The 19,422-nt window shown below is 72.6% G+C and carries 18 protein-coding genes; 12 read left to right on the top strand and 6 right to left on the bottom strand.

Going from position 1 to position 19,422, the window contains the following annotated elements:
* Nucleotide 1: 1 nt before the first annotated feature.
* Entirely contained in the window at nt 2-361 is a 360-nt protein-coding gene (locus BLV96_RS04820) for a DUF488 domain-containing protein (protein ID WP_086677776.1), read from the bottom strand.
* Nucleotides 362-375: 14 nt separating this feature from the next.
* On the opposite strand from BLV96_RS04820, the gene BLV96_RS04815 reads away from it, so the two are divergent.
* The 5 genes from BLV96_RS04815 to BLV96_RS04795 all read left to right on the top strand — a co-directional run bounded on the left by BLV96_RS04815 (nt 376) and on the right by BLV96_RS04795 (nt 6,125).
* Entirely contained in the window at nt 376-1,008 is a 633-nt protein-coding gene (locus BLV96_RS04815) for a hypothetical protein (protein WP_208608130.1), read from the top strand.
* Nucleotides 1,009-1,049: 41 nt separating this feature from the next.
* Nucleotides 1,050-2,621: an acyl-CoA synthetase gene (locus BLV96_RS04810; RefSeq protein WP_086677774.1), complete on the top strand. Its 1,572-nt coding sequence runs from the start codon at nt 1,050-1,052 to the stop codon at nt 2,619-2,621.
* 201 nt (nt 2,622-2,822) lie between these two features.
* Nucleotides 2,823-3,044, top strand: a complete 222-nt coding sequence (locus BLV96_RS04805) for a hypothetical protein (RefSeq protein WP_086677773.1) — start codon at nt 2,823-2,825, stop codon at nt 3,042-3,044.
* Nucleotides 3,045-3,150: 106 nt separating this feature from the next.
* A complete protein-coding gene (locus BLV96_RS04800) occupies nt 3,151-5,223 on the top strand; it encodes a putative Ig domain-containing protein (RefSeq protein ID WP_086677772.1) in 2,073 nt (690 codons plus the stop codon).
* Nucleotides 5,224-5,267: 44 nt separating this feature from the next.
* A complete protein-coding gene (locus BLV96_RS04795; RefSeq protein ID WP_086677771.1) occupies nt 5,268-6,125 on the top strand; it encodes a GNAT family N-acetyltransferase in 858 nt (285 codons plus the stop codon).
* On the opposite strand, the gene BLV96_RS04790 is transcribed toward BLV96_RS04795, so the two are convergent.
* Nucleotides 6,050-6,406, bottom strand: a complete 357-nt coding sequence (locus BLV96_RS04790; protein ID WP_086677770.1) for an MmcQ/YjbR family DNA-binding protein — start codon at nt 6,404-6,406, stop codon at nt 6,050-6,052. The two genes, BLV96_RS04795 and BLV96_RS04790, sit on opposite strands and share 76 nt — an antisense overlap.
* Nucleotides 6,407-6,454: 48 nt before the next feature.
* On the opposite strand from BLV96_RS04790, the gene BLV96_RS04785 reads away from it, so the two are divergent.
* Nucleotides 6,455-7,189 carry a fructosamine kinase family protein gene (locus BLV96_RS04785; protein ID WP_086677769.1) on the top strand — a complete coding sequence of 245 codons (735 nt, stop codon included), beginning with the start codon at nt 6,455-6,457 and terminating at the stop codon, nt 7,187-7,189.
* Here BLV96_RS04785 and BLV96_RS04780 read toward each other — a convergent pair.
* Both BLV96_RS04780 and BLV96_RS04775 read right to left on the bottom strand, forming a co-directional pair.
* Complete coding sequence (locus tag BLV96_RS04780; protein ID WP_086677768.1) at nt 7,186-7,842, bottom strand: HNH endonuclease family protein; 657 nt, start codon at nt 7,840-7,842, stop codon at nt 7,186-7,188. The genes BLV96_RS04785 and BLV96_RS04780 overlap by 4 nt on opposite strands.
* An 82-nt stretch (nt 7,843-7,924) precedes the next feature.
* On the bottom strand, nt 7,925-8,959 hold the full coding sequence (locus BLV96_RS04775) for a hypothetical protein (RefSeq protein WP_091388778.1): 1,035 nt from the start codon (nt 8,957-8,959) through the stop codon (nt 7,925-7,927).
* Nucleotides 8,960-9,103: 144 nt separating this feature from the next.
* On the opposite strand from BLV96_RS04775, the gene BLV96_RS04770 reads away from it, so the two are divergent.
* The 4 genes from BLV96_RS04770 to BLV96_RS04755 all read left to right on the top strand — a co-directional run bounded on the left by BLV96_RS04770 (nt 9,104) and on the right by BLV96_RS04755 (nt 13,104).
* A complete protein-coding gene (locus tag BLV96_RS04770; protein ID WP_091388776.1) occupies nt 9,104-9,928 on the top strand; it encodes an urea carboxylase-associated family protein in 825 nt (274 codons plus the stop codon).
* A gap of 101 nt (nt 9,929-10,029) precedes the next feature.
* Nucleotides 10,030-11,646 (top strand): sigma-54-dependent Fis family transcriptional regulator, encoded by a 1,617-nt coding sequence (locus tag BLV96_RS04765; RefSeq protein WP_244180048.1) that lies wholly within the window; start codon nt 10,030-10,032, stop codon nt 11,644-11,646.
* An 87-nt stretch (nt 11,647-11,733) separates the two neighbouring features.
* Entirely contained in the window at nt 11,734-12,843 is a 1,110-nt protein-coding gene (locus tag BLV96_RS04760) for an NDMA-dependent alcohol dehydrogenase (RefSeq protein WP_086674188.1), read from the top strand.
* Between the two features lie 3 nt (nt 12,844-12,846).
* A complete protein-coding gene (locus BLV96_RS04755; RefSeq protein WP_143050915.1) occupies nt 12,847-13,104 on the top strand; it encodes a mycofactocin biosynthesis chaperone MftB in 258 nt (85 codons plus the stop codon).
* On the opposite strand, the gene BLV96_RS04750 is transcribed toward BLV96_RS04755, so the two are convergent.
* Nucleotides 13,101-14,834 (bottom strand): pyruvate dehydrogenase, encoded by a 1,734-nt coding sequence (locus BLV96_RS04750; protein ID WP_086674183.1) that lies wholly within the window; start codon nt 14,832-14,834, stop codon nt 13,101-13,103. The two genes, BLV96_RS04755 and BLV96_RS04750, sit on opposite strands and share 4 nt — an antisense overlap.
* 70 nt (nt 14,835-14,904) lie before the next feature.
* Here BLV96_RS04750 and BLV96_RS04745 point away from each other — a divergent pair, with 70 nt between their 5' ends.
* Both BLV96_RS04745 and BLV96_RS04740 read left to right on the top strand, forming a co-directional pair.
* Complete coding sequence (locus tag BLV96_RS04745; RefSeq protein ID WP_086674182.1) at nt 14,905-15,798, top strand: LysR family transcriptional regulator; 894 nt, start codon at nt 14,905-14,907, stop codon at nt 15,796-15,798.
* A gap of 51 nt (nt 15,799-15,849) precedes the next feature.
* Nucleotides 15,850-16,944, top strand: a complete 1,095-nt coding sequence (locus BLV96_RS04740) for a calcium:cation antiporter (protein WP_086674181.1) — start codon at nt 15,850-15,852, stop codon at nt 16,942-16,944.
* A 96-nt stretch (nt 16,945-17,040) separates the two neighbouring features.
* On the opposite strand, the gene BLV96_RS04735 is transcribed toward BLV96_RS04740, so the two are convergent.
* Nucleotides 17,041-19,419, bottom strand: a complete 2,379-nt coding sequence (locus tag BLV96_RS04735) for a SpoIIE family protein phosphatase (RefSeq protein ID WP_086674180.1) — start codon at nt 19,417-19,419, stop codon at nt 17,041-17,043.
* Nucleotides 19,420-19,422: the final 3 nt, after the last annotated feature.

Below are 19,422 nucleotides of genomic sequence, written 5' to 3'. Positions count from 1 at the left end.
GTCAGCCGGTGAGCAGTTCGGCGAGCACCGCGGCCTGGCTGATCGCCGGCGACCCGCTCGCGGTCAGCAGCGTGACCGGCCCGCCCGCCGCGAGCTCGCGCAACCGGTCGAGGGCCGCCAGCCGATCGGGCTCCCGCAGCTCCGCGCGGTAGCGCTCGGCGAACTCCGCGAACCGCTCGGGATCGTGGCCGTACCAGGTGCGCAGCTCGTCCGACGGGGCCAGCCCGCGGTACCAGCCGTCCAGGACGACGGCGGTGCGGGCCGTGCCGCGCGGCCACAGCCGTTCGACGAGCACGCGGACGCCGTCGGCGGGCCCGGCCGGGTCGGCCAGGCGCGCCACCCGGACGACCGTCGGCTGCATGCGCGCATTCTGCGGTGCGCCCGCGCGCCCCGCCACCGGAGAACGCGGGGGTGCCGGTGCGCAACCGCGTGACCCCGGCCGGCGAGATCGTCGACATCCCGCTGCGCGGCGCGTGGACCGGCAACCGGGGCGTGCTGCACCGCGGCCACGAGATCGTCCGCTTCCACGGCGGCGACCTCTGGATCACCTGCGCGCTGACGTTCAAGGACCGGTGGCGCGAGCAGTGGTTGCCCCACCGCTACACCCACCTGTACTTCCACGACGAGGCTGTCTCCTTCGCCGCGGGGCACCGGCCTTGCGGGGAGTGCCGCCGTCCCGCGTACACCGCTTACCGCGACGCGTGGCCGGGGAGCCCGTCGGCCGGCGAGATGAACCGGCGGCTGCACGCCGAACGGCTGGTCCGGGGTAGCCACACCCGGCGTCTCCACGAACTGAGCTGGGCCGAGCTCCCGGACGGCGTCTTCGTGCTCCGCGACGACCACCCCGAGCTCAAGGTCGACGGCCACCTCACCGAGTGGACGACCGCGGGTTACGGCCGGAAACAGCAGCTGCCCCGGGCCGGGACCGTCCCGGTCCTCACGCCGCCGGCCACGATCGCCGTGCTGCGCGCCGGGTACCCCGTGCAGATCGACGACCGCGCCCGCTGAAGGCGGTTGCGCACCGCTCGCTCCCGGCCGAGACTGCCGGGATGGATCAGCACCTCGTCGACCGCGCCCGGCAGCACTCCCTCGGCGACCTGCTGCGCCGCACCGCCCTGCGGCTGCCGGACAAGCTCGCCGTCGTCGACGGCACCACCAAGCTCACCTTCGCCGAGTTCGAAGCCGCCGCCAACCGGTGCGCCCACGCCCTCGCCGCCCGCGGCCTGCGCAAGGGCGACCGGCTCGCGTTGCTGAGCCACAACTCCTGGCAGTACGGCGCGCTCGCCTTCGCCACCGCGAAGCTCGGCGTGCTGCTCGTGCCGGTCAACTTCATGCTCGGTGCCGACGAGGTCGCCTACATCCTGCGCCACGCCGAGGTCAAAGCCTTCCTCGCCGAAGACGCCCTCGAGCCGACCGCCGCCAAGGCCCTCGAACTGGCCGGGCTCGGCGCCGTCGTGCGCGGCCGGATCCCGAAGAGCGGCGGCGGCGAGTGGGAGGACGTCGGCACCTGGCTGTCCGAAGGGGACGCCGAGGCACCCGACGTCCTCGTCGGCGACGACGACCCGCTGCGGATCATGTACACCTCCGGCACCGAGTCGCGGCCCAAAGGTGTGCTGCTGTCGAGCCGGTCGCTCATCGCGCAGTACGTCTCGTGCGTGGTCGACGGCGGCATGAGCGCCGACGACGTCGAGGTGCACTCGCTGCCGCTCTACCACTGCGCCCAGCTGGACTGCTTCTTCTCCGTCGACGTCTACCTCGGCGCGACGAGCGTGCTCCTGCCCGGCCCGGACCCGGCCGCGCTGCTCGCCGCCGTCGAACGGGAGCGCGCGACGAAGCTCTTCGCGCCGCCGACGGTGTGGATCTCCTTGCTGCGCCACGAAAACTTCGACCGGACCGACCTGTCGAGCCTGCGGAAGGGCTACTACGGCGCGTCGGCGATGCCGGTCGAGGTGCTGCGCGAGCTGCGGCGGCGCCTGCCCGACGTCGAGCTGTGGAACTTCTACGGCCAGACGGAGATGGCACCGCTCGCGACGATCCTGCGCCCGCACGAACAGCTGGCGCGCGCCGGGTCGGCCGGGCGGGCGTCGCTGAACGTCGAGACGCGGATCGTCGACGACGAAGACCACCCCGTGGCCCCGGGCGAGATCGGCGAGATCGTGCACCGGAGCCCGCACGCCACCCTCGGCTACTACCGCGACGAGGCCAAGACCGCCGAAGCGTTCCGCGCCGGCTGGTTCCACTCCGGCGACCTCGGCGTCATCGACGAGGACGGTTATCTGTCCGTCGTGGACCGCAAGAAGGACATGATCAAGACCGGCGGCGAGAACGTCGCCAGCCGGGAGGTCGAAGAGGCGCTGTACCTGCTCGACGGCGTGGCCGAGGTCGCCGTGTTCGGGATCGGCCATCCACACTGGATCGAAGCGGTGACGGCGGTCGTGGTGCCGCGCGACGGCGTGGATCTCGACGCTGTGCAAGTGATCGACCACGCAAAGACACACCTCGCCGGTTACAAATGTCCCAAGTACGTCGTGTTCGCGGACCGGCTTCCCAAGAATCCCAGCGGAAAGATCGTCAAGCGCGAATTGCGGGAACGGCACAAAGGACTCGCGACCGAGGGCTGAGCCACCGAAAACTCCTTGCGCGGCACGGAAGACGGCGGATACCGTCGGTTGCCTGCCACCCCTTTCCGAGGAACGCGGGACGTCTGTCCCACCAGGGCCGACCGGCCCGGGAACGAGATGTCCGAAAGCCATGGCGCGCGGCGTCCGTCGGGTCTAGTAATGAGGCCGTTCCCCGTTCCCGAACCGCGAAAGGAATCTCCCGTGTCCGTCTTTCTCGCCGTCCTGCTCGCCCTGGGCGCCGGGCTGTTCGTCGGCAGCCGTGTCCACAGCGCCCGCGAGGCCCGCTCCAACTACTCCGCCTACCGGGCCCGGACCGCGAAGGGCTTCGGGGAGATGATCCGCTCCGGCGTGTCGGCCGTGCTCGCGGTCGCCGGGGCCCTCGTCCTGCTCTTCATCCTCCTGAACGTGCTCCAGCAGGCCTGACGCGGAACCCGACTCATGGCGGGTTGTTGCCGCCCCGGCGGCAGCGCACGCTTTCTCCTGGCTCCGACGGGCGGGGCCGGGAAAGGACTCCCCCATGAGATCGAGGGTGCTTTCTGCTGCGCTCGGTGTGGCCGCGGGCCTGCTGGGCACAGTCGTCGTCGCCGCGCCGGCCCAGGCCGCCGCGGTCTGCGGTGACCAGGTCGTCGGCAACGGCGGGTTCGAGAGCGGTACCGCGCCGTGGACCCAGACCAGTGGCGTGATCTCCGCCGCCACCACGGCGGAGCCCGCGCACGGCGGGGCGATGGACGCCTGGCTGGACGGCTACGGCAGCACGCACACCGACACCCTGTCCCAATCGCTGACGCTGCCCGCCGGCTGCGCGTCGGCGTCGCTGTCCTGGTGGGCGCACGTCGACACCAAGGAGACGACGACCTCCACCGCCTACGACAAGCTGACGGTGCAGGCCGGGACGGACACCCTCGCGAGCTACTCCAACCTCGACAAGAACACCGGGTACGTCCAGCGCACGGTCGACGTGTCGCGCTACCTGGGCCAGACCGTCACGCTCAAGGTCACCGGCACCGAGGACTCGAGCCTGGCGACGAACTTCCTCCTCGACGACTTCTCGCTCACCACCACCGGCTCGCAGAACCCCCAGTCGCCGGTCGTGACCTCGCCGGGCGCCCAGTCCAGTGCCGTCGGCCAGGCCGTCTCCGTGCAGGTCCAGGCGAGCGACCCGCAGGGCGACGCGCTCACCTACACCGCGGCCGGGCTGCCCGCCGGCCTCGCCATCGGCGCGAGCACGGGCAAGATCACCGGCACGCCGACCACGGCCGGGACGTCGTCGGTGACCGTCACGGCCAAGGACCCGGCCGGCAACAGCGGCAGCGCGACCTTCGCCTGGACGATCACCGCGGCGCCCGCGGACTCCACCCGCACCCCGATCAACCCGGCGTACACGGTCAACCTGACGTCGAACACCGCGGGCGACACCTGGAACGGCCACCAGAGCGTCAGCTTCACCAACGGCTCCGCGACCGCGCTGCCCGAGGTCTACCTGCGGCTCTGGGACAACTACCACGGCGCCTGCCCGACCACGCCGATCACGGTCACGAACGTCACCGGCGGCACGGCCTCCGCGCTGAGCGTGAACTGCACGGCCATGAAGATCACGCTGCCCACGCCGCTGGCACAGGGCCAGTCGGCCACCATCGGCTTCGACCTGAAGATCGTCGTGCCCAGCGGCGCCGACCGGTTCGGCCACGACGGCGCGTTCAACATGATCGGCAACGCGCTGCCGGTGCTCGCGGTCCGCGACGGCGCGGGCTGGCACCTGGACCCCTACACCAACAACGGCGAGTCGTTCTACACGGTGATCAGCGACTTCGACGTCACGCTGGTGCACCCGACGTCGTTGCTGACCCCGGCCACCGGCACGTCGACCGAGACGACCAGCGGCACCACGACGACCACGCACGCGGTGGCGGCGAAGGTCCGCGACTTCGCCTGGGCGGCCGGTCCGTTCGCGAAGATCAGCACGACGTCCGGCAAGGGCGTGCGCGTGAACGTCTACTCGGTCAGCGGGATCTCCACCAGCAGCGCCAACCAGATGCTCTCACTCGCGGCCGACTCCATCGACGTCCACTCGGGCCGCTTCGGCGACTACCCGTACGGCGAGGTGGACGTGGTGCTGGACAACAACTTCTGGTTCGGCGGCATGGAGTACCCGGGCTTCGTGATGGACCTCGTGTCGACCACGGCGCTCCCCCACGAGCTGGCGCACCAGTGGTTCTACGGGATCGTCGGCGACGACGAGTACAACTCGCCGTGGCTCGACGAGAGCTTCACCGACTACGCCACCGACCTCTACCGCGGGATCACCGGCAGCGGCTGCGGCATCACCTGGCAGTCGAGCGCGGAGAAGCTGACCAACTCGATGGCCTACTGGGACGCGCATTCGTCCCGCTACTCGACGGTCGTCTACAACTACGGCAAGTGCACCCTGCACGACCTGCGCCGGACGATCGGGGACACGGCGATGGCGAACCTGCTGAAGTCCTACGCGCAGTCGCACTGGTACGGCGTGTCGACCACGGCGGAGTTCAAGGCCGCGGCGCAGGCGGCGGCCGGGTCGACCGACCTGACCTCGTTCTGGGCCTCGCACCGCGTGGAGGGCTGAGAAACCGGTTGGAGTTCCCCGTCCGTGTCCGCCACTCTGGGGGCATGGACGGGGAACGGCTCTTCTGCGGCACCGCGCTCGCCGCACGCATCGAGCGCGCCGAAGCGCGGTTGATCGCCGAAAGCAGCGACGCCGCCCGCGCGCGGCGCGGGGACTCCGTCGGGTTCGCGCGCCCGCTCGCCGGCGGCGTCGCCAGCTTCGCGGAGGCGGATTCGCCGTTCAACAAGATCGCCGGGCTCGGCTTCGACGGCCTGCCCGACGCGCTCGACGAGGTCGAGCAGGCTTTCGCCGAACTCGGCGCGCCGGTGCAGGTCGAGCTGGCACAGCTCGCCGACCCCGCCGTGGGCGCGTTCTTCACCGGGCGCGGCTACCACCTGGAATCGTTCGAGAACGTGCTCGGGCGGCGGGTCGGCGAGGGTGTCCCGGCCGAGGACGTACGGCTCGCCCGCGACGACGAACTGGAGACGTGGCTGGCCGAGGTCGCCGACGCGTTCGCCGTCGCCGACACCGAGGGCGTGCCGTCGCACGAGGACTTCCCGCGGCAGACGGTGATCGACGCGATGCGGGACATGGCCGGGGTGCGGCGGTACGTCGCCGAGCGCGAAGGCGAGTTCGCCGGCGGGGCGAGTTTCCGCGTCACCGACGGGATCGCGCAGTTCACCGGCGCCGCGACCGTGCCGCGGTTCCGCCGTCGCGGGGTCCAGACGGCCCTGCTGCGGGCGCGGCTGGCGGCGGCCGCCGAGGCCGGCTGCGACGTCGCCGTCGTCACGACGCAGCCGGGGTCGAAGTCGCAGGAGAACGTCCAGCGGCAGGGGTTCGACCTGCTCTACGCGCGGGCGATCCTGGTGAAGGGCGTCTCCTCGACGAGCTCTTCGGGCGCCGACAGCCGCCAGGCTTCGTAGACCAGCTCGCCCAGCTCGTCGACGTCGATCTCGTCCAGGTACACCACGACCCAGCCGAAGCCGCCGGCCGTGAACTGGACCTCGAACACCTCCGGGCGCTCGGCCACCAAGGCCAGCTGCTCGGAGATCGTCTGCTTCAACCCGACCGTGCGCGTGCGCGGCCAGAAGTAGCCGAAGCGCTTGCCGCGCACGCTGAACGACGAATAGTCGCGCGCCTCCGACCGCTGGACCTCCGCCAGCGTCGTCAGCACCCGTTCGAACTGCTGGACCCGCACCGTCACCGTCGCACCCTCCGGCGCACACCGTAGCGCGCCGGTACCGTGCGGGACATGAGCGACGTCTTCGTCAAGCGGGGACACGCCCCCGGCGCGACCGCCGCGGAGGCCGCCGGCCTGCGTTGGCTCGCGTCGGCGGGCGCGGTCGCGGTGCCGGAGGTGCGCAGCCAGGACGACGAGACGCTCGTCATCGACCGCGTCCCGAACGGCCAGCCGACCACGGACGCGGCGGAGCGCTTCGGCCGCGGACTGGCCCGGCTGCACGCGGCCGGGGCACCGGCGTTCGGCTCTCCTCCCCCGGACGGGCCGGCCGACGCGTGGATCGGGCTCGCGCCGATGTCGAACGTCCCGGCCGAGGACTGGGCGTCGTGGTACGCGTCGGACCGCGTGCTGCCCTACGTCCGGCGAGCGGTCGACGCGGGGACGTTCGACGCCGCGGAGGCGGCGGTGTTCGAGCGCGCGTGCACCCGGATCCCGGCGTCGGCCGAGCCGCCGGCGCGGCTGCACGGCGACCTGTGGACCGGCAACGTCCTGTGGGACGGCCGGGAGGTGTGGCTGATCGACCCGGCCGCGCACGGCGGGCACCGCGAGACGGACCTGGCGATGCTGCACCTGTTCGGCTGCCCCCACCTCGACCGGATCGTCGCCGCGTACGACGAGGCCGCGCCCCTGGCCGGCGGTTGGCGCGACCGGATCGGGCTGCACCAGCTGTTCCCGCTGCTGGTCCACACGGTCCTGTTCGGACGGTCGTACGCCGGCCAGGCGCTCGCGGCGGCGCGCTCGTGCTAGCAGTGCTGCAGCATGCTCTCCAGGGCGGTCTTCTCCGGGACGGTGATCGTCAGGCCGTAGTTGCTCTTGACCACGATCCAGTCCGTGGCGTAGGTGCACCAGTACGAGACGAGCGGCGGCTTCCACTGGTCGGGGGCCTTGTCGCTCTTCTGCTCGTTGAGGTTGTCGGTGACGGCGTGCAGCTGCGGGCGGGTCAGGTCGTTCGCGAACTGCTCGCGGCGTTCCTGGGTCCACTTCTTCGCGCCGCTGACCCAGGCCTGCCCGAGCGGCACCATGTGGTCGATGTCCACATCGGACGCCTTGTGCCAGGTCTCGCCGTCGTAGGCGCTGACCCAGGTGCCGGACTTCGGGGCGCAGTCGGCGTTGGTGGTGACGTCCTTGCCGTCGCGCTTGAGCACCTGTTCGCGCGTGTCGCAGGCGCCGTCGACCTTGTCCCAGTGCGGGAACTTGTCGCGGCTGTAACCGTCCATGGTGCCGCGCACGGCGACCTGCAGCTTCGCCAGCTCGGCGCGCGCCTCGGCAGGAGCGACCGGCGGAGCCTGCTGCGTCCCGGTGGGCTGGCTCCCCGCGGCCAGGTCGTTCGGCACCTTGCAGCCGGTGAGAGAGGCGCCCGTGAGGACGGCCAGCAGGACGAGCGCTCGGGTGCGCGGCATCGTGAACCCCTTTCACGTCTACCGGGAGGTGCCCAGGCGGCGACGCGGGGAAACGGTGCAGATGGCCTAGTTGGCGCGAAGTTCACGAGCCATGGAAGACCTGTGCGACGAAAACCGCGGCGATGATGCCCGCGGTGACGAGCAGGGTGAGCACGAAGAGCAGCCCCCACGGCACGAGCCGGATGGGCCGTTGCCGAGGGAAGACGGCTTGCCCGCGCTGGGCCGGGATCCACTCGCTTTCAGGCTCGTCGGCCAGGGCCGGCGGCTCCGGCGGGAGTTCGAGAACGGCGGGAAGTTCGGGCAGCGGCGAGCGGGTCGGAATGCGGGCGGGGAAGCCGTCGGCGAGGAGAGCCGACCGCGGCGGCGCGAGGTGGGCGAGGGAGAGGGCGTAGCAGGCGTCGAGGACGTCGTCGGCCGACCAGACGGTCCGCCAGCGGTTGTGCTGCCCGATGATGCGGCGGAGACCTCGCGGATCGGCGAGGACGACGGCCACCCCGGGCACGGACTCGGGGACGCGCGGGTGCGGGAGGGTCTCGGGTCCGGGCGGCTCGGCCTCCGGCGGCGGACCGTCCGCCGGCCGGGGCTCGGGCAGCCCGGCAACCAGCTCTTCGCGCACGTCCGGCTCGTCGCCACCCGGCCCGGAATCCGGTCGCGGCTCCGGCAACCCGGCCGGTTCCGCGGCACGCCCGCTCGCAACCGGCGCGACCGGACCGGCCACGAACCGCCGCGGCTCCCCTGCCGGCTCCGCCAGCCGTCCACCCCGGTCCGCCTCCGCGACCGGCGGCACGACCGCGACCAGCCCCGTCACGTACCGCCCACCGTCATGCGCCGCCAACGCCCCCTTCGCCGCCTCCACCCCCGCCCCGGCGCGCTCCTCCGGGCCGGGCGACACCCCCGCGCCCGGCTCGTGCGCCGCGATCACCACCACTCCCGTCCGGGTGAACACCAGCGCGTCGACCACCCTGGGGCCGCGCCGGCTCGGGACCGTGATCCCCGCCAGTGCCAACCCCGTCAGGTGGTCCGGGCCCGGGCCCCACGAACGCAACAACCCCACCAGGTGCTCCGCCGCGGCGGGCAAGCGCCGCTCGTCACCGGTGCGCTGGAAGGCCACGAGCACCGCCGGTCACTCCTCCCACGAGTAGAGCTCCCTCGACGGTAGGAGCCGACCGGTCGCCGCCCCAGCAGCCGAACGAGTGATCGAACACCACCGTGCGTAGCCGGGGCATGCTGGAGCCGCATCCACACGCACGAGGGAGACACGATGCCCCCAGCCGCCTACCAGGGCCGCGCGCTCGACGTCGACCAGGACTTCTACCGGCGGCTCGCCGGGGACGACGGCCGGGAGCTCGTCGACGCCTTCGAGGTCCCCATCCGCTCCGGCCGCGCCTGGCGCGTGCCCGCGGGCCACCTCTGCCGCCTCAAGACCGTCGGCGGCCCGCAGGTCGGCGACCTCAACCTGTGGAACGCCGCCGACCCCCGCGAACGCTTCTGGGCCGCGCGCACCCGCCAGCTCCAGCGCGCCCACGTCAGCACGTTCGACCGGCTCTGGTCGACGCTGCCCTTCCTCCGCCCGCTCGCGACGATCACCGCCGACACCCTCGAAAACTACGGCGAAGACGACGAAGGCGGCCGGGTGCACGACCTGCTCGGCACCCGCTGCGACCCGTACGTCAACCGGATGCTCACCGGTGAGGACTTCGACTTCCACTGCCACTCGAACCTGGTGCGCGCGGTCGCGCCGTTCGGGCTGACCGAGTTCGACGTCCACGACGTCCTGAACGTCTTCCAGTGCACCGGTCTCAACGACGAGGACCGGTACTTCATGAAGGCGTGCCCCGCCCGCCCCGGCGACCACTTCGAGTTCTTCGCCGAGCTGGACCTGCTGTGCGCGCTCTCGACGTGCCCGGGCGGCGACCTGTCCATCCCGCTCTGGGGGCCGGGCGCCCGCGACCCGATCGACGTCTGCCACCCGATCGGCGTCGAGGTGTTCAAGCCGCGTGACGCCCTGCTCGACGGCCGCCGCGAACCCGAGCGCGCGGCCTACCGCGGCCTGCACGGTGTCCGGCTGCCGGAGTGGGGTGCGTAAACCTTGCGCCGCAACGGAATCCGCCGGCACGGTTCACCTCGCTTGCGCCGCGTGTGATGATGGCAGTCCGGGGACACCGATCGGCTCGGCGAGGAGTGCGAGTGGACCTGCGGACCGAGATCGCGCAGTCGTGGCGGCGGGCGGAGCTTTCCGGGCTCTCGCCGGCGTCGTCGGTCGAGCGCCTGGACTTCGCCGACGTCGACAGCCGCAGCCGGTTGCTGCGGGCCGCCTCGCCGGTGCTCGACGAGCTGGCCCGGCAGCTGGCCGACACCCGGTTCTGCGTCGTGCTGGCCGACGACGAGTGCCGGATCGTGGCCCGCCGGTTCAGCGAGCGGTCGGTCGAGACGGCGCTGGAGACCATCAGCGCCGTCCCCGGCTGCCAGTTCCTGGAGGAGCGGACCGGGACGAACTCCCTCGCGACGCCGTTCGAAACGCGCCGCGGCGTCTCCGTCGACGGCGACGAGCACTTCCTCGAAGCCATGAAGCAGTTCACCTGCTACGGCCACCCGGTGGTGCACCCGGCAACGCGGCGGCTCGCCGGCGTCCTCGACATCACCGGCCCGGCGGGTGACGCGAACCCGCTGCTGGGCCCGTTCCTGCGCCGCGCGGTCGCCGACATCGAACGGCGGCTGCTCGACGGCGCCAAGCTCGCCGAGCAGCAGCTGCTGGCCGCGTTCCAGTCGGTGCAGCACCGGTCGTGCGCGGTGCTGGCGCTCGGTCAGGACGTCGTGCTCGCGAACACGGCGGCGACCGAGCTGGTCGACACGGCCGACCACCGGCTGCTGCGCGAGCTGGGCCGCACCCGGCGCGGGCTCCGGCGCCTCCGGCTGACGTCGGGCACGCCGGTCGAGGTGCGCGTCGAGGCGGTGTCGGCGAACGCCGGGCTGCTGTTCGAGCTGGCGCCGGTCCGGACGTCGAGCCCGGTCGTGTCGCGTCCGCGCGCATCGCGCGGCCTCTTCCCCGAGCAGGTCGACGAGCGGCTGCGGGGCGCGGGCCGGGCCCGGCGGCGGGTGCTGATCTCCGGCGAGCCGGGCGCGGGCCGGACGACGGCGGCGCGGATCGTCGCCGGGGACGAGCCGGTGCACGAGTTCGACGCCTCCGACGTCGTCACCGGCTCGGTGGCGGCCTGGTGCGCCCGGGTCGAAGCGGCCTGCGCCGGCGGCGGCCTGCTGGTGGTCGACGGCATCCAGCTCCTGCCCCCGCTGGCGGCGGTCCGCCTCTCCCGCCTGCTGGACACGACGACGGCGTGGTTCGCACTGCTCAGCGGCCCGCCGGCGGAGCTGCGCGGCGAGCAGGCGACCTTGGCGGCGCGCATGCACCGGCGGATCGAGCTGCCGCCGCTGCGCGAGCGTCGCGACGAGATCCCGGCGATCGCCCGCACGCTGCTGCGTGGTTTCGGCGACTCCCTCCGGCTGACCCCGGGCGCGCTGGAGCTGCTGGGCTCCCAGCGCTGGCCGGGCAACCTCCGCGAGCTGGCGGGGGTACTGGCGGGCGCGGCCGACCGCCGTTCCGCCGGCGACCTGACGGCGGAGGACGTGGCCCCGGGCTGCGCGGAGACGGCCCCGGGCGGCGCGCTGAGCGGCTGGGAGCAGGCGGAGTACGACGTGATCGTCCGGACGCTGCGAGCCTGCGACGGCAACAAGGTCCGCGCGGCCAAGCAGCTGGGCATCAGCCGCTCGACGCTCTACAACCGGATGCGCGCCCTGCGGGTCCGCTGACCTCGACTGTCCGGGATTCGGACACTTCACGGAACCGGCGGCTGCACACAATCGAGGTCACCACCGCCGCACGTGGAGGAGATGGCCGTGAAGACCAAGGCAGCCGTACTGTTCGATGCCGGTAAGCCGTTCGAGATCATGGAGCTGGACCTCGACGGCCCGGGCCCCGGCGAGGTGCTCATCAAGTACACCGCCGCCGGGTTGTGCCACTCGGACCTGCACCTCATCGACAACGACCTCGTGCCGCGCTTCCCGATCATCGGCGGCCACGAAGGCGCCGGGATCGTCGAGGAGGTCGGCGCGGGCGTCACCAAGGTGCAGCCGGGCGACCACGTCGTCTGCAGCTTCATCCCGAACTGCGGCACCTGCCGCTACTGCTCGACCGGGCGCCAGAACCTCTGCGACATGGGCGCCACCATCCTCGAGGGCCACCTGCCGGACGGCACCTTCCGCTTCCACGGCGGCGGGCAGGACTTCGGCGCGATGTGCATGCTCGGCACGTTCTCCGAGCGCGCCACCATTTCGCAGCACTCCGTCGTGAAGGTCGACGACTGGCTGCCGCTGGAAACCGCCGTCCTGGTCGGCTGCGGTGTGCCGACCGGGTGGGCCACCGCCAACTACGCCGGCGGCGTCCGGGCCGGGGACACCACCGTCGTCTACGGCATCGGCGGCATCGGGATCAACGCCGTGCAGGGCGCGAAGCACGCCGGCGCGAAGTACGTCATCGCGGTCGATCCGGTCGAGTTCAAGCGGGAGGCCGCGCTCAAGTTCGGCGCCACCCATGCCTTCGCCACCGCGGCCGAAGCCGCCGAGAAGGTCAACGAGCTCACCTGGGGCCAGCTGGCCGACCAGGCACTGATCACCGTCGGGACGGTCGACGAAGACGTCGTCAGCGAAGCGTTCAACGTCGTCGGCAAGGGCGGCACGGTCGTCATCACCGGCCTCGCCAACCCCGAAAAGCTCACCGTGCACGTCTCCGGCGGCGTGCTGACGCTGTTCGAGAAGACGATCAAGGGCACGCTGTTCGGCTCGGCGAACCCGCAGTACGACATCGTCCGGCTGCTGCGCCTCTACGACGCCGGGCAGCTGAAGCTCGACGAGCTGGTGACCCGCAAGTACTCCCTCGAGCAGGTCAACGAGGGGTACCAGGACCTGCGCGACGGCAAGAACATCCGCGGCGTCATCGTCCACGGCTGAACCGTGTCCACAGTGGACCTCGACGCGGCGTACCGGCTGAACCCGCGCGCCGCTCTCGATGTGCTGTCGCACAGCTGCGAGCATCGGGAGCGGTGTTCACTCGGTACGCCGGACGTGGTCCGGCTCGTCCGCGCGCTGGTCATGCACGCCTCGGTCCGCGACGCACTGGACGCCGCGGACCTCGGCGGGACGAGCCGGGCCCGGGTGGTGGCGGCGCTGGAGCACCTCGCCGCCACCGGGGTGATCGTCGTCGATCCCTAGGGACGTGGCGCGTTGCGCAGGTTGGCGCGCGCCAGGTCGACCATCTTGCCGACGCCGCCGTTGAGCACCGTCTTCGTCGCGCCCAACGCGAACCCGCGGACCATCTCGCCGGTGATCCGCGGCGGGATCGACAGCGCGTTCGGGTCGGTGACCACCTCGACCACCGCCGGGCCCGGGTGGGCGAAGGCCTTCTCCAGCGCGCCGCGCACGTCCGCCGGGTCCTCGACCCGCACCGAGAACACCCCGCACGCCGCCGCGATCGCCGCGAAGTTCACCGGCGCGTGGTCGGTGCCGAAGTCCGGGAGGCCGTCGACGAGCATCTCCAGCTTCACCATGCCCAGCGTGGCGTTGTTGAACACCACCACCTTCACCGGGACGTCGTAGGCCGGCAGCGTCAGCAGGTCGCCCATCAGCATCGCGAGCCCGCCGTCACCCGAGAGGGACACGACCTGGCGCCCCGGCTGCGAAAGCTGCGCGCCGATCGCGTGCGGCAGCGCGTTCGCCATGCTGCCGTGTCGGAACGAGCCGAGCACGCGGCGGCGGCCGTTCGGGGTCAGGTAGCGCGCCGCCCAGACGTTGCCCATACCCGTGTCGACCGTGAACACCGCGTCGTCGGCGGCGACTTCGTCGAGCACCGAGGCGACGTACTCCGGGTGGATCGGCCGGCGCTGCTCGATCTTGCCGGTGTACGCGCCGACGACCTTTTCCAGCTTCCGCACGTGCTCGCGCAGCATCCGGCCGAGGAACGCGCGGTCGGTGCGGGGACGCAGCAGCGGGAGCAGCGCACGCAGCGTCTCGCGCACGTCGCCGTGCACCGCCAGGTCCAGCGGCGTGCGCCGGCCGAGGCGCGAGGCGTCGTGGTCGAGCTGGATCGTGCGGGCCTGCGGGAGGAAGTTGTCGTACGGGAAGTCGGTGCCCAGCAACACGATCCGGTCGGCCTCGTGCATGGCGTCGTAGCAGGCGCCGTAGCCGAGCAGGCCGCTCATGCCGACGTCGAACGGGTTGTCGAACTGGATCCACTCCTTGCCGCCGAGCGAGTGCCCGACCGGCGCGGCGAGCTTCTCCGCCAGCGCCATGACTTCGTCGTGCGCGCCGCGGACGCCCGCGCCGGCGAACAGCATCACCTTCTCGCCCGAGTTCAGCAGGTCCGCGAGCTCCTGGACGGTCTCCGGCGACGGCACCGCGGGCGACGGCGTGACCAGCGGGAGGCGCTCGGTCAGCGGGCCGGTGGCCTTGCGGTCGGCGAGGTCGCCCGGGATGGTCAGCACGGCGACGCCGCCCTTGCCGACGGCGGCCTGCGTGGCAATGCGCAGCAGCCGCGGCAGCTGCGCCGGGTCCGCCACGACCTCGCTGAAGTGGCTGCACTCGGCGAAGAGCCGGTCCGGGTGGGTCTCCTGGAAGAAGCCGGTGCCGATCTGGTTGGACGGGATGTGCGACGCGATCGCGAGCACCGGCGCGCCGGAGCGGTGGGCGTCGAACAGGCCGTTGATCAGGTGCAGGTTGCCCGGCCCGCAGCTGCCCGCGCACACCGCGAGCTTGCCGGTGACCTGGGCTTCGGCCGCCGCGGCGAAGGCGGCGGTCTCTTCGTGCCGGACGTGCACCCACTCGATGCCGTCGGTACGGCGGACCGCGTCGACGATCGGGTTGAGGCTGTCGCCGACGATGCCGTAGATGCGTTCGACACCCGCGTCGCGCAGGGTCCTGACCAGTTGTTCCGCCACGGTTGCCATGCCTCCAGCGTGGCCCGTCGCGACCGATGCGTCCAATGCCTGATTGGCTGAAAATCCATACACTGAAAGCATGGACGTCCAGACGCTGCGCCTGTTCCGCGAGGTCGCCGGCGGCGCCACGGTCACGGAGACCGCCGCGCGGGGGCACCTCACCCAGCCCGCGCTCTCGCGGGCCCTGCGGCGGCTGGAGCACGACGCCGGCGCCGAGCTGTTCCGCCGGTCGGGGCGGGTGCTGCGGCTGACCCCGGCCGGGCACGCGTTCCGGCGGCACGTCGAGGCCGTGCTCGACCAGCTGGACCAGGGCCTGCGCGAGGTCGCGGAGATCGTCGACCCGGGCACCGGCGTGGTCCCGCTGGCGTTCCTGCACACGTTCGGCACCTGGCTGGTCCCGTCGGTGCTGCGCAGCTTCCTGCGCGAGCACGCCGGCGCCCGCTTCGAACTGCGGCAGCACGGCGAAGCCGGCCTCGAGACCGAACTGCTCGACGGCACCGCGGACCTCGTCATCACCAGCGGCGACCCGGGGCACGCGCAGCTGCGCTGGGAGCGCCTGCTCGTCGAGCCGCTGCGGCTCGCGGTCCCGCCGCACCACCGGCTCGCCGGCCGCCGCCGCGTCCGCCTCGCCGACCTCGCGGACGAGACGTTCATCCTCCTGCGCCCCGGCTACGCCCTGCGCGAGACGACCGAGCGGCTGTGCGCCGAAGCCGGGTTCGCGCCGCGGATCGGGTTCGAGGGCGACGAAGTCGAGACGCTGCGCGGGCTCGTGACCGCCGGGCTCGGCGTGTCGGTGCTGCCGCTGCCGCACACCGCGACGTTCCCGGCGCCGCACCTCGCACTGACCGATGTGGACGCTGCCCGCGACATCGGGCTGGCGTGGGCGGCCGGGCGGACTCTCCCGCCGCTCAGCGAAACCTTCCGGCAGCACGTCCTCGCCGCCGACCTCGACCGTCCACAAGGGACGATGTGAGAACCACCGTAGGACCAGGCGGTTTCCGCGTGGGTGTGACAGGGTGGTGACATGGCCGCGCTGAGATCCTTCCTGACGTCCTGGACCTCCGTCACGCCGGTGCTCGGGATCGTCGTGCTCGCGCTGGCCTGGGGCCGCGATCTCGGCCCGGTGTTCGTCGCGGTCGTCGCGATCGCCCTGGGCGCGACCGTGCTGGCGGCGGTCCACCACGCGGAGGTCGTCGCGCACCGGGTCGGCGAGCCGTTCGGGTCGCTGGTGCTCGCGGTCGCGGTCACCGTCATCGAGGTCGCGCTGATCGTCACGATGATGGTCTCCGGCGGCCCCGAGGCCGGCTCGCTCGCGCGCGACACGGTGTTCGCCGCGGTGATGATCACGACCAACGGCATCGTCGGCATCTCCCTGCTCGTCGGCGCGCGGCGCTACGGCTCGACACTGTTCAACCCCGAGGGCAGCGGGGCCGCGCTGGCCACGGTCGCGACGCTGGCGTCGCTGAGCCTGGTGCTGCCGACGTTCACCTCCAGCACGCCGGGCCCGGCGTTCTCGCCGGCGCAGCTGACGTTCGCCGCGCTCGCGTCCCTGGCGCTGTACGGGACGTTCGTGCTGACGCAGACCGTGCGCCACCGCGACTTCTTCCTCCCGGTGGCCGCCGACGGCGAGGTCAAGGAGGACGACCACGCGGAACCGCCGTCGAACCGGGCGGCGCTGAGCAGCCTCGCGCTGCTGCTGGTGGCGCTGGTCGCGGTGGTCGGGCTGGCGAAGGTGGAGTCCCCGGCGATCGAGGCGGGCGTGCGTGCGGCCGGGTTCCCGCAGTCGTTCGTGGGTGTCGTGATCGCGTTGCTGGTGCTGCTGCCCGAGACCCTGGCCGCGACGCGCGCGGCCCAGCGCGACCGGATGCAGATCAGCCTCAACCTGGCCTACGGCTCGGCGATCGCGAGCATCGGCCTGACGATCCCGGCGATCGCGCTGGCGTCGATCTGGCTGCCGGTCCAGCTGCTGCTCGGCCTGGGGTCGACGCAGATCGTCCTGCTGGCGCTGACGGTCGTGGTGAGCGTGCTGACGGTGGTCCCCGGCCGGGCGACGCGCCTGCAGGGCGGCGTGCACCTGGTGCTGCTGGCCGGGTTCCTGGTGCTGGCCGTCAACCCTTGAGCCGCGCCTCACCCGGCGGCACTTTCACGTGAAAGTGCCGCCCGCAGGCGCCGCTCCCCGCCCGCGAGGGCGGAGCTTTCACGTGAAAGCTCCGCCTCAGGGCGACGGCGTCGTCCGGACCTCGATGCCGACCACGCACGTGTCGTCGTCCGTGTCGGCCGTGCTGTACGTCAGCAGCGTGTCCAGCTGGTGCTCCAGCCCCCCGTCGTGGCCGTTCACCAGCGTCACCAGCCGGGCCACCGTCTCCTGGACCGGGCGGTCCCGCCGCTCGATCAACCCGTCCGTGTAGATCAGCAGGATGTCGCCCTCGTCGAGCTGCAGCTCCTCCTCCTGGTACACCACGTCCCGCACCGCGCCCAGCAGCGAGCCCCGGATCAGCGGCAACGTCGTCGCGCCGCCGTCGCGGTGGCGGACGATCGGGGGCAGGTGCCCCGCGCGGGCCCAGCGGAGCTTGCGGTGCGCCGGGTCGTACACCGCCGCCACCGCCGTGGCCGTGACGTGGTCGGTCAGGTGGTAGGCCACCAGGTTCAGCCACGTCAGCAGCTGCGCCGGACCCGCGCCCGTCGCCGCCAGGCCGCGCAGCGCGTTGCGCAGGCTCACCATGCCGGTCGCCGCGTCGATGCCGTGCCCGGCGACGTCGCCGACGCACAGCAGGACCTCACCCGTGGGCAGCGCCACCGCGTCGTACCAGTCGCCGCCGACCAGGTGCTCCTTCTCGGCCGGCCGGTAGCGGACCGCCGCGCGCAGGCCCGGCATGTCGATCGGGCCCTTCGCCGGCGGCATGATCGCGTGCTGCAGCTGCAGCGCCAGCCGGTTGCGCTCGATCGCCTGCTGCTCGGTTTCGGCCAGCCGGTCCCGCGTCGCCGCCAGCGCCACCTCGGTCCAGTGCTGCGCCGAGACGTCCTGGTAGGCCCCGCGGACCGCGACGAGCTCGCCGCGGCCGTCCACGACCGGCTCGGCGACCACCCGGATGTACCGGGCGACGCCGTCGGAGCGCTGCAGCCGGAACGCCGTCGACGACGGGCGCCGGTGGTGCAGCACCGCGCGCAGGAACCGGCCGATCCCTTCCGCGTCGTCGGTGTGCGCGTGCGCGGCCAGCTCGTTCAGCGACAGCGGCGTCGCCGTGGCGGGGAGGCCGTAGAGCGCGAACAGCTCGGTGTTCCAGGTGATCGCGCCGGTCACGACGTTCTCCTCGAACCCGCCGATGCGGCCGAGGCGCTGGGCGTGCTGCAGCAGCACGGCCAGCTTCGCCGCGTCGTCCTGGATGCGCAGGATCAGCAGCACGTTCCCGGCGAACCGGGTCAGGCTGATGTCGGTCAGCACGGTCAGCGGCACCTTGTCCACCAGCGTGGTGATCGCCATGCTGTCGGCGCGGAACGGCTCGCCGGTGGCGTAGACCCGCTGGATCATGTCCAGCAGGCCGCTCTTCTCGGCGGCCAGCGGGTAGGTCTCCAGCAGCCGCGTGCCGACGATCCGGCTGCGGGGCCGCCCGCCGGGGTCGGCGAACCGGACGTTGGCGTGGTGGATCCGGAAGTCGCTCAGCCGGCCGCCGTCGAGGCACGGCGAGAGCAGCACCGCCGGGTCGTGCAGGCCGTCGACGAAGTCCACCAGCTCGCCGAGGAAGTCGCCCGAACCGTCGGCCGCCACCGGCGCGATCACGCCGTCCCAGGTGTCGAGCGTGTGCGCGCACAGCTCGGCCAGCGCCTCCAGCTGACGGCGCAGCCGCCCGGGTTCGGCGGGCAGGGGTTCGGGCCAGCACATCTCGACGACGCCGATGATCCGGCCACCGGTGCCGGTGGGCACCGCGACCCGGCCGCCTTCGCCCAGGGTGTGCTGCCCGATCGACGGCAGCCCGCCGCCGGCCAGGGTCGGGTACCAGACCGTGTCGCGCTCGATCAGCGCGCTGCGGGCGGGGGTCGCGACGCCGGGCGGGACGTACCGCCAGCGCGCGGCTTCCTCGGCGGAGAACCCCGCCGAACCGGCGAGGGTCATCGACCCGTCGGGCCCGGCGAGCCACACCGCGACCGCCGTCGCGCCGAGCGGCCGCAGCGCGTGCTCCAAAATGGACTCCGCGACGCGCTGGGTGTCCCCCGCCGCCAGGACGCCGCTTTCCGCGGTGCGCAGGCGGACCGCGACGGAGTCCTCGCCTTCGGCGCGGGCCAGGAACTCCTGCGTCACCTCGCTGATCCGGTCCTCGGCGGCCTCGCCGACGACGTCCGCGGCGAACTCCAGCGGCGTCAGCCCCGCGCGCTCGGCGAGGGAATCCAGCTGCCGCGCGGCGTCCGCGGGTGTGCAGTGCAGGCGTTCCATCAGGACGCCCTTGGCGAGCTCGATCAGCGCGCGGCCGTCGGCGACGGCGTGCGCGTGGTCGACCTCGCCGCGCAGGCGCGCGACGGTGTCGGCGAGCCGGGCCAGGTTGGCCGACACCTCGGCGGGCGGTGCCAGCACGGGCAGCGTCTCTTCTTCGGCGGTCACCCG

This window comes from Amycolatopsis pretoriensis, from assembly GCF_900107925.1.
Lineage (GTDB): Bacteria > Actinomycetota > Actinomycetes > Mycobacteriales > Pseudonocardiaceae > Amycolatopsis > Amycolatopsis pretoriensis.
The sequence above is the reverse complement of the archived record's forward strand: the minus strand, read 5'-3'. Positions and strand labels throughout refer to the sequence as shown.

Bases quoted from the DNA above. Each gene is read 5' to 3' on its own strand.
- BLV96_RS04780 (WP_086677768.1), bottom strand. From the start codon at position 7,842: ATGCCGCGCACCCGAGCGCTCGTCCTGCTGGCCGTCCTCACGGGCGCC.
- BLV96_RS04770 (WP_091388776.1), top strand. From the start codon at position 9,104: ATGCCCCCAGCCGCCTACCAGGGCCGCGCGCTCGACGTCGACCAGGAC.
- BLV96_RS04785 (WP_086677769.1), top strand. From the start codon at position 6,455: ATGAGCGACGTCTTCGTCAAGCGGGGACACGCCCCCGGCGCGACCGCC.
- BLV96_RS04820 (WP_086677776.1), bottom strand. From the start codon at position 361: ATGCAGCCGACGGTCGTCCGGGTGGCGCGCCTGGCCGACCCGGCCGGG.
- BLV96_RS04745 (WP_086674182.1), top strand. From the start codon at position 14,905: ATGGACGTCCAGACGCTGCGCCTGTTCCGCGAGGTCGCCGGCGGCGCC.
- BLV96_RS04810 (WP_086677774.1), top strand. From the start codon at position 1,050: ATGGATCAGCACCTCGTCGACCGCGCCCGGCAGCACTCCCTCGGCGAC.
- BLV96_RS04750 (WP_086674183.1), bottom strand. From the start codon at position 14,834: ATGGCAACCGTGGCGGAACAACTGGTCAGGACCCTGCGCGACGCGGGT.
- BLV96_RS04740 (WP_086674181.1), top strand. From the start codon at position 15,850: ATGGCCGCGCTGAGATCCTTCCTGACGTCCTGGACCTCCGTCACGCCG.
- BLV96_RS04795 (WP_086677771.1), top strand. From the start codon at position 5,268: ATGGACGGGGAACGGCTCTTCTGCGGCACCGCGCTCGCCGCACGCATC.